This is a genomic window from Christensenellaceae bacterium 44-20, from assembly GCA_041223705.1.
Lineage (GTDB): Bacteria > Bacillota > Clostridia > Christensenellales > Christensenellaceae > QANA01.
In genome coordinates this window covers 1-13,198 of the sequence record JBCLQU010000001.1, presented here as the reverse complement: position 1 = coordinate 13,198, position 13,198 = coordinate 1, and the positions used below count along the sequence as shown (strand labels likewise).

Annotated in this window: 16 protein-coding genes; 6 read left to right on the top strand and 10 right to left on the bottom strand. The window is 52.0% G+C overall.

Going from position 1 to position 13,198, the window contains the following annotated elements:
• Nucleotides 1–66 precede the first annotated feature (66 nt).
• Nucleotides 67–1,182 (bottom strand): aminopeptidase, encoded by a 1,116-nt coding sequence (locus AALG83_00080; protein ID MEY8381565.1) that lies wholly within the window; start codon nt 1,180–1,182, stop codon nt 67–69.
• 20 nt (nt 1,183–1,202) lie between these two features.
• A complete protein-coding gene (locus AALG83_00075) occupies nt 1,203–2,120 on the bottom strand; it encodes a glycosyltransferase family 2 protein (GenBank protein ID MEY8381564.1) in 918 nt (305 codons plus the stop codon).
• A 207-nt stretch (nt 2,121–2,327) separates the two neighbouring features.
• Between AALG83_00075 and fba the strand changes: the two genes are divergently transcribed.
• The 6 genes from fba to AALG83_00045 all read left to right on the top strand — a co-directional run bounded on the left by fba (nt 2,328) and on the right by AALG83_00045 (nt 7,946).
• Nucleotides 2,328–3,263 carry a class II fructose-1,6-bisphosphate aldolase gene (gene fba / locus AALG83_00070; protein ID MEY8381563.1) on the top strand — a complete coding sequence of 312 codons (936 nt, stop codon included), beginning with the start codon at nt 2,328–2,330 and terminating at the stop codon, nt 3,261–3,263.
• Between the two features lie 343 nt (nt 3,264–3,606).
• Nucleotides 3,607–4,149 carry a cupin domain-containing protein gene (locus AALG83_00065; GenBank protein ID MEY8381562.1) on the top strand — a complete coding sequence of 181 codons (543 nt, stop codon included), beginning with the start codon at nt 3,607–3,609 and terminating at the stop codon, nt 4,147–4,149.
• A 37-nt stretch (nt 4,150–4,186) separates the two neighbouring features.
• A complete protein-coding gene (gene potA, locus AALG83_00060) occupies nt 4,187–5,248 on the top strand; it encodes a spermidine/putrescine ABC transporter ATP-binding protein (protein ID MEY8381561.1) in 1,062 nt (353 codons plus the stop codon).
• A gap of 12 nt (nt 5,249–5,260) precedes the next feature.
• Nucleotides 5,261–6,088 (top strand): ABC transporter permease, encoded by an 828-nt coding sequence (locus tag AALG83_00055; GenBank protein MEY8381560.1) that lies wholly within the window; start codon nt 5,261–5,263, stop codon nt 6,086–6,088.
• Nucleotides 6,082–6,906, top strand: coding sequence for an ABC transporter permease (locus AALG83_00050; GenBank protein ID MEY8381559.1), 825 nt, complete (start codon nt 6,082–6,084; stop codon nt 6,904–6,906). The genes AALG83_00055 and AALG83_00050 overlap by 7 nt, the downstream gene beginning before the upstream one ends.
• Nucleotides 6,903–7,946 carry a spermidine/putrescine ABC transporter substrate-binding protein gene (locus AALG83_00045; GenBank protein ID MEY8381558.1) on the top strand — a complete coding sequence of 348 codons (1,044 nt, stop codon included), beginning with the start codon at nt 6,903–6,905 and terminating at the stop codon, nt 7,944–7,946. The genes AALG83_00050 and AALG83_00045 overlap by 4 nt, the downstream gene beginning before the upstream one ends.
• Nucleotides 7,947–7,994: 48 nt before the next feature.
• On the opposite strand, the gene AALG83_00040 is transcribed toward AALG83_00045, so the two are convergent.
• The 8 genes from AALG83_00040 to rpmG all read right to left on the bottom strand — a co-directional run bounded on the left by AALG83_00040 (nt 7,995) and on the right by rpmG (nt 12,794).
• A complete protein-coding gene (locus AALG83_00040) occupies nt 7,995–9,149 on the bottom strand; it encodes an MFS transporter (GenBank protein ID MEY8381557.1) in 1,155 nt (384 codons plus the stop codon).
• Between the two features lie 144 nt (nt 9,150–9,293).
• On the bottom strand, nt 9,294–9,668 hold the full coding sequence (rplL, locus tag AALG83_00035; GenBank protein MEY8381556.1) for a 50S ribosomal protein L7/L12: 375 nt from the start codon (nt 9,666–9,668) through the stop codon (nt 9,294–9,296).
• 46 nt (nt 9,669–9,714) lie between these two features.
• Nucleotides 9,715–10,242: a 50S ribosomal protein L10 gene (rplJ, locus tag AALG83_00030; protein ID MEY8381555.1), complete on the bottom strand. Its 528-nt coding sequence runs from the start codon at nt 10,240–10,242 to the stop codon at nt 9,715–9,717.
• 194 nt (nt 10,243–10,436) lie between these two features.
• On the bottom strand, nt 10,437–11,129 hold the full coding sequence (rplA, locus tag AALG83_00025) for a 50S ribosomal protein L1 (GenBank protein MEY8381554.1): 693 nt from the start codon (nt 11,127–11,129) through the stop codon (nt 10,437–10,439).
• A 50-nt stretch (nt 11,130–11,179) separates the two neighbouring features.
• Entirely contained in the window at nt 11,180–11,605 is a 426-nt protein-coding gene (gene rplK, locus AALG83_00020) for a 50S ribosomal protein L11 (GenBank protein MEY8381553.1), read from the bottom strand.
• A gap of 90 nt (nt 11,606–11,695) precedes the next feature.
• A complete protein-coding gene (nusG, locus tag AALG83_00015) occupies nt 11,696–12,328 on the bottom strand; it encodes a transcription termination/antitermination protein NusG (protein ID MEY8381552.1) in 633 nt (210 codons plus the stop codon).
• A 12-nt stretch (nt 12,329–12,340) separates the two neighbouring features.
• The gene (gene secE, locus AALG83_00010) at nt 12,341–12,610 is read right to left on the bottom strand and encodes a preprotein translocase subunit SecE (protein ID MEY8381551.1); all 270 of its coding nucleotides are present in this window, start codon (nt 12,608–12,610) and stop codon (nt 12,341–12,343) included.
• 19 nt (nt 12,611–12,629) lie between these two features.
• The gene (gene rpmG / locus AALG83_00005; GenBank protein ID MEY8381550.1) at nt 12,630–12,794 is read right to left on the bottom strand and encodes a 50S ribosomal protein L33; all 165 of its coding nucleotides are present in this window, start codon (nt 12,792–12,794) and stop codon (nt 12,630–12,632) included.
• Between the last annotated feature and the right edge of the window lie 404 nt (nt 12,795–13,198).

The window sequence follows — 13,198 nt, the reverse complement described above, 5'->3', positions numbered from 1 at the left end:
GCAGATTCATTTTCAAGCGCTAAACAAACGATATTTTGGCTTTTTTGCCTGAAAACAGCCGCCAGGCTATGCCAGGTTCTCGGGGTTGAGCCCGGAAAGCTCGGGCAGCACAAACCGGCCGTCTTTGCGCACTAAAACGTCGTCAAAATAGATCTCCCCGCCGCCGTATTCGGGCGTCTGAATGAGCACCAGATCCCAGTGCACCGCGCTGACGTTGCCATTGAACGCATCTTCATAGGCCGCGCCGGGCGTAAAATGGATGGAGCCGGCGATTTTCTCGTCGAACAGCGTCTCGCACATGGCTTTTTTGATATGCGGGTTCACGCCGATAGCAAATTCGCCGATATAGCGCGCGCCCTCATCCAGATTCAGAATTTTCTCCATGCGCTCCGGGTTGTTGGAAGTGCTTTTTACAATCTTGCCGTCTTTTAGCGTCAGAGAAACCGAATCGAACGTGAATCCCGAATAGCGGCTGGGCGTGTTGAACGAGATCGTCCCGTTGACGCTGTCCCGCACCGGCGCTGTATAGACTTCCCCATCCGGGATATTTTTATTTCCCGCGCACTTGATGGCCCCAATGCCCTTGATGGAAAAGCCGAGCTCCGTCCCCGGGCCAACCAGCCGGACGCGGTCCGTCCGGTCCATGAGCTCTTTGAGCGGATCCATTGCCTGGTCCATTTTACCGTAATCCAGATTGCAGACGTCGAAATAGAAATCCTCAAACGCCTCTGTGCTCATGCCCGAAAGCTGGGCCATGGAAGGGCTGGGATAGCGCAGGACGCACCATTTGGTTTTGGCCACGCGGATCTCGTGGTGCACCTTTTTAAAATAGATGGACTGATAGAGATCGTCTGTTTCGGGCGGAATATCCGCATTCTCCATGAAGTTGTCGTTGCCGCGCAGGGAGATATAGGCATCCATCTCGCTCATACGTGCCGCGTCCCAAGCTGTCAGCTGCTCAATCTGCTGCCGATCTGCCCCGAGCAGCCATTGCCGCATGATCTTCGTGCGGTGCGCCTGGAAAAACGGGCGCGCACCTGCCTCATATGCCGCGCGCACCAGCGCCTCGGCCACAAAATCCGGGCAGTCGAACGTCTCGATCAAGACCTTCTCCCCCGGCCTGAGCTGGCAGGAATACCGCACCAGGTTTTCCGCCAGTTTTGTCATTCTCGGATCTTTCAAAACAGCCTCCTTCTGCCGCCTTAGAAATTGACTTTCTCTCTTATCATATAGAGCGGCCGGTTCTTGGCCTCGTCATACATCCTGCCAAGATACATGCCCATAATCCCAAGGAATATGCTGAGCAGGGAGATGAGCGCAAAGCTCACCGCAAACAGCACATGCCAGACCGGCCAAATGGAGAGCGCCGCCAGCACAATGCCCAGCGCCAGATAGAGCAGCGAGAGGCACATCAGTGTGATGCCGAAATACAGCGGCAGCTTGAGGGGCTTGTCCGAAAAGGCAGTAATGCCATCGCCCGCCAGGCGGAACATCTTTTTGAGGGTATACTTGGTCTCCCCCGCCGCCCGCTCATCGCGCACATATTCTACCGGGCAGGAACGGAACCCCGCCCAGGCCGTCAGCCCGCGCAAAAACCGATTGTGCTCGGAAAGCGAGTTCAGATAGTCGCAGACTTTTCTATCGATGAGCCGGAAATCTCCGGTGTCCTTGGGGATATAGCTGCCGCCCAGCATGTTTAAAATGCGGTAGTAACCCCAAGCCGTCAGCTTTTTAAAGGCCGTCTCGCCCTTGCGCTTGGCCCGCTTACCATAGACGATCTCATTGCCGGCCTGCCATTTTTCGATCATCTCCGGGATGAGCTCGGGCGGGTCCTGCAAATCCGCATCAATGACGACAGCCGCATCCCCCGTGCAATGCGCGATGCCCGCGGAGACAGCCGGCTGATGCCCGAAGTTTTTGGCAAACAGCAGCACGCGCACCTGGCCATCCTGCGCCGCCAGATTTTTCAGGATTTCCGGCGTGCGATCCCGGCTGCCATCGTCGATAAAAATGATTTCCTTTTCAAATTCCGGCAAAGCCAAATCGCGCAGCCGCGCATACGTCTGTTCAATCACTTCCTGCTCATTGAAACAGGGAATGATAATGGATATTTTTTTCATTGCAGCTCCTTTTGGGATATTCTGGCTATATGATACCATGATAAGTGTAAACGCCAGCTTGCTTCTTCTTTCGGTGCCATGAGGTTATTATACCCCGGCGCCCCAAAAAAGACAAACCTTGCAGAGATTTTCCCCAAAAACTCTTGATATTTTTCTAAGATATGGCACAATAAGGGTATAGAGTTTTTCAAAACAGGAGGAAAAGTCATGCCATTAGTTACAACGACAGAGATGTTTAAGAAGGCATACGAGGGCGGATACGCCATCGGCGCTTTCAACGTCAATAACATGGAGATCATCCAGGGAATCACCGAGGCGGCGAAGGAAGAGAATGCTCCGCTGATCCTTCAGGTTTCCAAGGGCGCCCGCAACTACGCCAAGCCCGTATACCTCACCAAGCTGGTGGAAGCTGCCATCGAAGATACCGGCCTTCCCATCTGCCTGCACCTCGACCACGGCGATTCGTTCGAGACCTGCAAAAGCTGCATCGACGGCGGCTTCACTTCCGTCATGATCGACGGCTCGCACCTGCCCTTCGAGGAGAACATCGCGCTGACCAAGAAAGTCGTCGAGTATGCGCACGATCGAGGCGTTGTCGTCGAGGGCGAGCTGGGCCGCCTGGCTGGCGTTGAGGATGAAGTCAAAGTAAAGAAAGAGGATTCTTCCTATACGCAGCCTGAAGAAGTCAACGAGTTCGTCTCCAAGACGGGCGTCGACTCCCTGGCTATCGCCATCGGCACGAGCCACGGCGCTTATAAATTCAAGCCCGGCACCAAGCCCCAGCTGCGCTTCGATATTCTCGAGAAAGTCAGCGAGCTGCTCCCCGGCTTCCCCATTGTTCTGCACGGCGCAAGCTCCGTCATCCCCGAGTTTGTTGACGAGATCAACAAATACGGCGGCAAGATGGATGGCGCTCTGGGCGTTCCGGAAGAGATGCTCCGCCAGGCTGCCAGCATGGCCGTCTGCAAAATCAACATCGACTCCGACCTGCGCCTTGCGATGACGGCTGCCGTCCGCAAGCACTTCGCCGAGAACCCCTCTGATTTCGACCCCCGCCAGTACCTCAAGCCGGCGAGAGCCGCCATCAAAGAGATGGTTCGCCACAAGCTGCTCAACGTTCTGGGCTGCAACGGCAAAGCGTAAGTTTGAATGAAAAAAGAGCGGGAATTTCCCGCTCTTTTTTGTTTGCATTTTGTGGGCTGTCTGCGCTTTTCTCTTCTAACTTTTCCTCTCGTCCTCCGCGCTTTTTTATGTTTAGTATTTCTAAACTTTTTCATGCACTTTCCTGCTTTTTCTCAAAAATATAAATTGCGGAAATTCTCCTTTGCTCCGGGAAAATTCCGCACTTTTTTTCTGCTCAAAAATTTTTATCGGTTTTTGTCAAAAATCTATTGACTTTTCTCTTTCATTCTGATTAAATTATATCTGTTTCGTTTAGCATTTGTAAACCAAATGTTTAATATATGGAAACTTTTATGGAGGCCGCATGGATATCACCAAAATCGGAGCGAAAATCAAGAGTCTCCGGCTCAGATATGGCCTGACCCAAGAAGAGCTGGCCGACCGCGCCGAGCTCTCCAAGGGCTTCATCTCCCAGCTGGAGCGGGACCAGACTTCCCCTTCCATCGTTACCCTGGTGGATATTCTCGAATGCCTGGGGACGACGCCGGGAGAGTTCTTTACCGAGACGGCAGATGAGAAGATCGTCTTTTCCGAGGCGGATATGTTCGAAAAGGTGGATGAGAATTCCAGCATTTTATGGCTCATCCCAAACGCCCAGAAAAACCAGCTGGAGCCCATCTTGTTTACTCTGGCGCCCGGCGCCAGTTCAGAGCCGGATGAGCCGCATGAAGGCGAGGAATTCGGCTATGTGCTCTCTGGTTCGGCGATTCTGCACATCGGGAGCGCGCGGCATAAGCTGAAGAAAAACTGCTCGTTCTATTTCAAGCCCTCTGCTCCGCACTACATCGAAAACCGCGGCAGAAGCGAAGCAAAAATCATCTGGGTCTCTACACCGCCCAGTTTCTAAGGCCGAAAGGCGCTATTTTATCGGGGAGGAAAACCAAGTGTCTAACCAGCTCATCCTATTCAAAAACGTCTATAAGGAGTTCGACGGCGTAGAGGTTTTATCCAATATCAACCTCTATATCCGCAAAAACGAGTTTTTAACGCTGCTCGGCCCTTCGGGCTGCGGCAAGACGACCATGCTCCGCCTGCTGGGCGGCTTTGAGACGCCGACCTCCGGCGATATTCTCTTTGAGGGCAAATCCATCGTGGATACGCCTCCCTATAAGCGCAAGCTCAATACCGTTTTCCAGCGCTATGCCCTTTTCCCGCATATGGATGTGTTCGACAACATCGCCTTTGGCCTGAAGATCAAGAAAATGAGCAAGCAGAATATCGAGAAGAAAGTCAAGGATATGCTCAAATTGGTCGGCCTGGCGGGCTATGAGGACCGCAGCATCGACAAGCTTTCGGGCGGCCAGATGCAGCGCGTCGCCATCGCGCGTGCGCTGGTCAACGAGCCGGAAGTGCTGCTGCTGGATGAGCCGCTGGGCGCGCTGGATCTGAAATTCCGCAAGGATATGCAGCTGGAATTAAAGCGCATGCAAAAGCAGCTGGGCATCACGTTTGTCTATGTAACCCACGATCAGGAGGAGGCACTCTCTATGTCGGATACCATCGCCGTCATGGATGAGGGCATGATCCAGCAGATCGATACGCCTGTGGGCATCTATAACGAGCCGGTAAACTCCTTTGTGGCCGATTTCATCGGCGAAAGCAACATTTTATACGGCAAAATGCGCAGAGACTATCTCGTGGCATTCTCCGGCCGGGAATTCGAGTGTGTGGACCGGGGCTATAACAAGGATGAGAACATCGTCGTCGTCATCCGCCCGGAGGATATCAAGCTGGTCAACCCCAGCGAAAGCACCATCAATGGCGTGGTTACCTCCCTTGTCTTTATGGGCGTGCACTATGAGATCCGCATTCAAGGCGAGGACGGCCACGAATGGCTGGTGCAGAGCACGGATCCTGCCGAGGTGGGCAGCCGGGTAGGCATCACGCTGGATCCGGATGATATTCACATCATGGATCGCTCCCAGTACGATGCCGCAGACGCATAAGGAGGCAAAGCATTGAAAAAGAAGTTTTTTGCGCTCCCCTATCTGGTCTGGATGATTTTATTTACGGTCGTTCCGCTCATTCTGATCTTCGTCTACGCGGTTTTCACGACGACGGACACCGGGGAAATCATCTTCACCACGCAGTATTTAAAGCAGGCGCTTTCACCGGAAAATCTCTCGGTGCTATGGCGCTCTCTGGAATATGCCGTCATCACGACGGTCATCTGCCTGATTCTGGCCTACCCGGCGGCGCTCATTCTCTCCCGGCTCAAAAGCAAGGTCGGCGCCATCGTCAACCTGCTGTTCGTCATTCCCATGTGGATGAACTTTTTGCTGCGCACCTATGCCTGGCGGGCTCTGCTGGATTCCAACGGCCCCATCAACCAGTTTCTCGGCTGGTTTGGCCTTCCGCCGCAGGAGCTGCTCAATACAGAGGGGGCCGTCATCATGGGGCTGGTCTACAACTTCCTGCCCTTCATGCTGCTGCCCATCTCTTCGGTCTTTTCCAAGATAGACCAGAGCTATATCCAGGCCGCGGAAGATCTCGGCGCGAATAAATGGCAGGTGCTCCGGAAGGTGATTTTCCCGCTGACGGTCCCCGGTGTGATTACCGGCATTACCATGGTGTTCATGCCTGTGGTAACGACCTTCGTCATCTCCCGGCTGCTGGGCGGCTCCTACTATATGATGTTCGGCGATCTGCTGGAAAACCAGTTTATGCTCTTAAAGGATTGGAACACAGGCTCCGCGCTGGCCATTATCATGATGATTCTGATGGTGCTCTCCATGGCCATCATGCGCAAATACGATAAAGAGGGGGAAAGCAAAACGCTATGGTAAAATTCCGCAAATTCATTCAGCGCTTCTATCTGGCAATTCTGCTCTTCTTCATCTATCTGCCCATCCTGATGCTGATGGTCTTCTCGTTTAACGAGGGGAAAACCATGAGCAAATGGTCTGGCTTCACGATGAACTGGTATTCCCAGCTGTTTCAGGATCCCGTCATCATGGAAAGCCTCTGGGTTACCATTTCCATCGCCGTGCTCTCCTCGCTGTTCGCCTGCCTCATCGGCACAATGGCCGCCATCGGCATCAACAGCTTTAAGAAGTGGACGCGCAACCTGACGCTCAATCTCACGTATATCCCCATGATGAACGCAGATATCGTTACGGGCATCTCCCTGCTGCTTTTCTTCATCTTCGCAAAGATCCCGCGCGGGTATCTGACGCTGCTCATCTCGCATATCGTGTTCAATGTGCCCTATGTCATCTTCTCCGTGCTTCCAAGGCTCAAGGGCATGGATGAGCATCTGTATGAAGCGGCCCTGGATATGGGCGCCACGCCGGGCTATGCCGTGCGCAAGGTGATCGTCCCCGAGCTCATGCCCGGCATCGTTACGGGGTTCATCATGGCTTTTACCATGTCGTTCGACGATTTCGTCATCAGCTTCTTCTCGACCCAGGGCATCGTAAACAACCTCTCTGTGTACGTTTACTCCATGGCCAGAGTGGGCATCAATCCCAAGATCAACGCCCTCTCTACGATTATGTTTGTCTTTGTGATGACGCTGTTGCTCATCATCAATATACGCGCTGATCGTCAATCTAAGCGCCAGCGCCAAAACACCAAGTTTTTACAGAAAGGACTCTCCCAATGAAAAGAATTTTTTCTCTGCTCCTCGCGTTGCTTCTGGTTGCAGCCCTGCTATGCAGCTGCTCGGGCGGCGCAAAGACCACGCTCTATCTGCTCAACTGGGGCGAATACCTCGATCCGGATCTCATCACGGAATTTGAAGATCAGAACCCGGATATCAAAGTCAAAATGACGACGACTACCACCAACGAAGAGATGTATACCGTCTGCGCGACGGAGGGAACGAAAATCGATATCGTCATCCCCTCGGATTATCTGGTCGAGCGTTTTATCGCCGAGGATTTGCTGGCAGAGCTGGATTTTTCCAACATCCCGAACTTCAAATACGTGGAAAAGGCCGCTCAGAACCGCACTTTCGACCCGGAAAACAAGTACTCCGTCCCCTACTTCATCGGCACGGTTGGCATCGTCTATAATACCAAGCTGGTAGACGATCCGGTGGATAGCTGGGAGATTCTCTGGAATGAGAAGTATTCCAAAAAAATCATGATGTACGATTCCATCCGCGATTCCATCATGGTAACGCTGGCCTATCTGGGCTATGATATCAACTCCGTCAACCCCGCCGAGCTGGCCGAGGCTGGCGAGCTGCTCTTAAAGCAAAAGCCGTTTGTGCGCGGATATGGAGCCGATAATATCAAGGAGGATATGGTCGGCGGCAGCGTCGCCCTGGCTGTGGATTATTCCGGCTCTGCCGTGCAGGCCATCATGGAGAACGAGGATCTGGCCTATGTCGTCCCCAAAGAGGGAAGCAACGTCTGGATGGATAACTTCGTCGTGCTCAAGTCCTCTGCAAATAAGGAAGCTGCCGAGCGTTTCATCAACTTCATGTGCGATCCCAAGGTCGCCGCGCGCAACTCCGAGTTCGTCGGCTACACCACGCCCAATGAGGCAGCGCTGGAATATGTGGATGAAGAATTTACCAGCAACTCTGCCTATACCATTCCCGACGACGTGCTGGAGCGCTGCAAATACTTCAAAGATTTAGGCGACAATATGCAGCTTTATAACGACGTCTGGATGAAAATCAAAACTTCCGCATAAAGCCATAAAAAAGAGCCCCGCAGGGGGCTCTTTTTTGATGCCACAAATTTATTCTTCCGCTCCGCGCTTTTTCCGGGCAAGATAGAGTGCAGTAAGCAAAGCGAGGATTCCCGCCTCTGCCGCGTTGATAAAAAAGCCGCTCACGATATCTCCGCTTCCCACCACTTGCCCCAGAGCCGAAAAAAGCATCGGGCACAAAAACTCCCCCAGCATAGAGGCCGCATTGACCAGCGACAAATAGCGGGCAGAGGTCTGCTCACTTGCCTGCCTGGTGGCCAGCATGTTGATGCAAACGGAAAAGATTCCTCCAAAAACTCCCATGCCAAACATGCAGGCTCCCATGCCATAGACATCCCCGGCCAAAGCCAGGCCCACAAAGAGAAGCGCAATCATCCCCCAAAGGGCTGGCACCGCGCCTCTCCCCAAGCGCTTCATAAACACCGGGGTAAAGGCGCTGAAAAGCGTCGCGCCAAGAGCCGCCATCGAAATAGCAATGCCGCTCTGCCCAGATGGAATGCCCAATGCTGCCGCCCGCAGGGATAGATTGGTGAAGCTGGAGGAGAAGATGATGCCAAACGTCAAATTGAGCAGGGCCAGAAGCCAAATTGCCCCGGGTATTTTCTGATGGGGCACCCGCTCTTTTGCAGCCGGAGCTGATTTTGGCACCAAAAAGAGCACTGCAAAAAAGCCGGCAATGCCTATGCCATATAAAGAAAACGCCAATCTCCAGTGTATAGATGCCAAGAAACCGGAGAGCACTGTCGCCAGCACGCTTCCCATCTGGGCCACTGTCCCCGCCAGGCCCAGGTATCGCGAACGCTGCTCGCCCGCCTCTGTCAGATCTGAAATGAGGCTGCTCGAAAGCGGCGAGATCAGGCCAATTCCCACTCCCGTGATAAAGCGAAAGAGAATGAGCAGAACCAAGTGATCTGCAAAGGCACATGCCACTCCCCCTACGACAAAGCAGGCGATGCCAACCAGCGTCGCCTCCTTTTTTCTGCGAATCAAGGTGCCGGTTATAAAGCTCATAAAAAAGCTGGCCAAAGATACCGCCGTATAGATCAGCTTAATTTGCGTCTCTGGCGCGCCTGAAAAGTAGTTTCCAAGCTCCCCCAGTATGGGAGTCGCCACCTGCGTTCCCATAATCGTCAGAAATGAGACGGATAAAACCGCCCATAAGCATCGTTTTTGCTGCCCTGCCATATTCAACCCCTCTTTCCTTCTGCTCTGACTTTTCCGGCAATTTCCCGCATCTCCTGCGGTCATTTCAATCGCCGCTTTGTTTTTCGCTCTCCTACAATAAAAAATACGCGCTAAAATAGCGCGTATTTTTAAAGAGTACTCAGGTTATTTTACTTCAACCTCAGCGCCAACTTCTTTCAGCTGAGCAGCGATCTTCTCAGCGTCGTCCTTGGAAGCGCCTTCCTTAACGGGCTTGGGAGCGCCGTCAACCAGATCCTTCGCCTCTTTCAGGCCAAGGCCGGTGATCTCGCGGACAACCTTGATAACTTTGATCTTCTCAGCGCCAGCAGCTTTGAGGATAACGTCGAACTCCGTCTTCTCCTCAGCAGCGGGAGCAGCAGCGCCAGCAGCGGGAGCAGCAGCAACTGCAACAGGAGCAGCAGCGCTCACGCCAAATTTCTCCTCAAGATCTTTTACGAGCTCAGCCAGCTCGAGTACATTCATCTGCTCAATAGCTTCCAGAATCTGTGCCTTATCCATTTTTAAATCCTCCAAAAATTATTTTCTTTTGATCTTCGCCTATCTATTAGGCTTCTTTTTTCTCTTTAATCGCATTAAGCGCATAGACGAGATTTCTCGGAATACCGGAAAGTGCCATGACAAGGCCAGTAATCGGCGCATTCAGGCTGCCCAGCATCTTTGCGATAAGCTCCTCTTTCGAGGGCAGCGATGCCAGATTTTTGATCTCTGCCTGGCTCATTGCTTTGCCTGCCAAAACGCCGCCCTTGAGGCTGGTTTTCTTGGTATCCTCGATGAAGTCTACCAGGATTTTAGCCGGGGCAACCGGATCGGCGTAGCCAAAAGCGACAGCCGTCGGCCCTTCAAGCACATCGTCCAGGCCTTCGATGCCAGCTTTCTCAGCTGCGCGGCGAATCATGGTGTTTTTGATAACCTTGTATTCGACGCCCGCCTCTCTCATCTTATTTCTGAGTTCCGTCACCTCTGCGACGTTGAGGCCTCTGTAGTCCAGGAACATGACGCTCTGGGATTTCTCGATTTTCTCTTGAATCTCCGCGACTTCCGCTTCCTTTGCTCTTAGCGTTGCTTCTTTCATTTTTTCACCTCCCTGCCAAATAAATGGGGCAAAAAAAGCCCGTTTAAGCGTCCTAAAACGATAAACGGGCAGTAACATACAAATGTTATTTGTTTACCTGAGCGGGGTTTACGGCAATACCAACCAGCTGTCTTAGGACAAACTTATATTTACTATTTATCAAAGTATAACATGCCCGGCTCAGGCTGTCAAGCCTAGAGATATCTCTGGGCGCTCACTTTGATGCCAGGGCCCATGGTGGAAGAAAGCACGATGCTGCGCAAATAAGTTCCCTTTGCAGCAGCCGGTTTTGCCTTCACAATCGCTTCCATCAGCACATTGATATTCTCGACCAGTTTCTCTTTCTCAAAGCCCTTTTTGCCAACCGGGCAGTGAACGATAGACGTTTTGTCGACGCGGTATTCCACTTTACCAGCTTTGATATCCGAGATTGCCTTGGTAACATCCATGGTAACCGTGCCGGACTTGGGGTTCGGCATCAGGCCTTTTGGTCCGAGGATACGGGCAATGCGGCCAACAACGCCCATCATATCCGGGGTTGCGACGCAGACATCGAAATCAAACCAGCCTTCCGACTGAATCTTCTGCACCAGCTCTTCTGCGCCGACATAGTCAGCGCCGGCAGCTTCCGCCTCTTTTGCCTTATCGCCCTTTGCAAAGACGACAACGCGAACCTGTTTGCCAGTGCCGTGCGGCAGAACGACAGCGCCGCGAACCTGCTGATCCGCATGGCGCGGGTCTACGCCCAGGCGCACAGAAAGCTCGATGGTCTCATCGAATTTTGCTTTTGCCGTCTGCAAGCACAGCTCCACTGCCTGCTCGACATCGTATTGGGTAGCTTTATCGTACAGCTTGACGCTGTCTAAATAATTTTTCCCTCTCTTCATTAGATAAACCTCCTGGTGGTATTCGGCTTTTCGCCTCCCACTTCATTCCTTTAGTCTACAACCGTAACGCCCATGCTGCGGCATGTTCCTGCAATCATGCTGATTGCGGCATCAATGCTGGCGGCATTCAGGTCGTTCTTCTTGATCTCTGCGATTTCCTTCAGCTGATCTCTGGTAATCTGAGCGACTTTATCCCGATTGGGGACTTTAGAACCGGAATCGATTTTGCAGGCTCTCTTGATGAGGACTGCAGCAGGCGGGCTCTTCAGAATGAAAGAGAAAGATCTGTCTGCATAAACTGTGATGACAGCCGGGATCACCAGGCCAACCTGCTGAGCAGTTTTCTCATTGAACTGCTTAACAAATTCCATGATGTTGACACCGTGCTGACCAAGCGCAGGACCTACCGGCGGAGCCGGGGTTGCTTTGCCTGCAGGAATCTGAAGTTTAATGTATCCTGCAATTTTTTTAGCCATAACGTACACCTCCTAATGTGTAATGTGGTATCAGCGGGGGGCCTACCCCTCCCACACGATCAAAGAAGCCTCGCTTCCTTAGACCCAAACTTAAATGCGCTTTACCTGGACAAAATCCAGCTCTACGCTGGTATCCCTGCCGAACATGGATACCGTTACCTTGACCTTCTGCTTTTCCGTATTGACCTCATCGACAATGCCGATAAAGCTCTCCAGCGGGCCGGAAGTGATCATAACATTTTCGCCTACCGCGACATCCAGCTTGATGTGGACATTTTCCACGCCCATCGCCCGCACTTCCGCATCCGAAAGCGGAATCGGCTTGCTTCCCGGGCCGACAAAGCCCGTAACGCCCCGGGTATTGCGCACAACATACCAAGTCTCGTCCGTCAAAAACATTTTAACCATGACATAGCCCGGATACAGCTTGCGCTGCACATGTTTCTTTTTGCCATTTTTGATTTCGATGGTCTCTTCCATCGGAACCTTGACATCCAGAATATTATCATGCAGGCCGTTGTTTTCCACGGTTTTCAGCAGGTTGGTCATCACCTTATTCTCATAGCCGGAATAGGTGTAGACGACATACCAATATGGTTTGTCCGTTTTCTCCTGCTTATTATAGGTGCGCTTGCTCTCTTCGGGCTGGGCGGCCTGCGTTGTCGTCTCTTCCAGGATCTCGCTTAAGGATTCCGTATTTATGTTCTCGTTATCCACGGCCATAAAACCCTCCTTTTAAGCGGTGATGAGACTGAACAGGGAATGCATTCCAAAATCGAACAAACCGATGACTGCCCCGACCAGCACAATAAACACAATGACTGCCAGCGTCGAGCTGAGCAAATCTTTTCCCGTCGGCCAGGTTACCTTCTTGAGCTCATTCCAGATATCCTTAAAGAACCGAGCCGGGCTGCGCCGTTTTTTCTTGTTCTTGGCTTTTGCAATCTTCTGCTGTTCTTTTACTTGTCTTTCTTTTTCTTTTCCCAGTAAGACGTTTTTCGCCATTCGAATTCACCTACAAAGTTTATTTGGTTTCTTTGTGCAGGGTATGCTTCTTGCAGAATCTGCAGTATTTATTTGCTTCCAGTCTCTCGGGATCGTTCTGCTTGTTTTTCATGGTGTCGTAATTTCTCTGTTTGCACTCCTGGCAAGCCATAGTAACCTTTACGCGCATATTTCGCACCTCCATTGCCCCAAACGGGCATTTTTGCATAATCTAAAAAGCGGCTTTCCAGCCACTACATTATAATACCATGCTCTTTTTGGCTTGTCAACGGTTTTTGCCTTAAAGCCCGGTTTTTTCGCATATTTTAGAAAAGGTCAAGGGCAATAGGCAGCCATGGGGCTCCGCCCCATACCCCAACACGAAAGCAGGGCAAGTGCAGAGGTTTGGGCTCTGCGGTGCGGCGAAGCGGAGCGATGCACGCGGTTCAATAGTTGCGGGACCCGTTTGAAATCTTTGATTTCAGTAACGGGTGCAATTATTATAACATGCCGCGCTCATGAAGAAAACGCTCTGGGCTTTTTGTTTTCAGCTTGTTTGCAGTTTGCGGCAGCAAAAAAGGGAAGAGCATCTGCTCTTCCCTTTTACTT

Bases quoted from the DNA above. Each gene is read 5' to 3' on its own strand.
- secE (MEY8381551.1), bottom strand. From the start codon at position 12,610: ATGGCGAAAAACGTCTTACTGGGAAAAGAAAAAGAAAGACAAGTAAAA.
- fba (MEY8381563.1), top strand. From the start codon at position 2,328: ATGCCATTAGTTACAACGACAGAGATGTTTAAGAAGGCATACGAGGGC.
- AALG83_00040 (MEY8381557.1), bottom strand. From the start codon at position 9,149: ATGGCAGGGCAGCAAAAACGATGCTTATGGGCGGTTTTATCCGTCTCA.
- AALG83_00065 (MEY8381562.1), top strand. From the start codon at position 3,607: ATGGATATCACCAAAATCGGAGCGAAAATCAAGAGTCTCCGGCTCAGA.
- rpmG (MEY8381550.1), bottom strand. From the start codon at position 12,794: ATGGAGGTGCGAAATATGCGCGTAAAGGTTACTATGGCTTGCCAGGAG.
- rplL (MEY8381556.1), bottom strand. From the start codon at position 9,668: ATGGATAAGGCACAGATTCTGGAAGCTATTGAGCAGATGAATGTACTC.
- rplK (MEY8381553.1), bottom strand. From the start codon at position 11,605: ATGGCTAAAAAAATTGCAGGATACATTAAACTTCAGATTCCTGCAGGC.
- rplJ (MEY8381555.1), bottom strand. From the start codon at position 10,242: ATGAAAGAAGCAACGCTAAGAGCAAAGGAAGCGGAAGTCGCGGAGATT.
- AALG83_00045 (MEY8381558.1), top strand. From the start codon at position 6,903: ATGAAAAGAATTTTTTCTCTGCTCCTCGCGTTGCTTCTGGTTGCAGCC.
- nusG (MEY8381552.1), bottom strand. From the start codon at position 12,328: ATGGCCGTGGATAACGAGAACATAAATACGGAATCCTTAAGCGAGATC.
- AALG83_00075 (MEY8381564.1), bottom strand. From the start codon at position 2,120: ATGAAAAAAATATCCATTATCATTCCCTGTTTCAATGAGCAGGAAGTG.
- AALG83_00050 (MEY8381559.1), top strand. From the start codon at position 6,082: ATGGTAAAATTCCGCAAATTCATTCAGCGCTTCTATCTGGCAATTCTG.
- rplA (MEY8381554.1), bottom strand. From the start codon at position 11,129: ATGAAGAGAGGGAAAAATTATTTAGACAGCGTCAAGCTGTACGATAAA.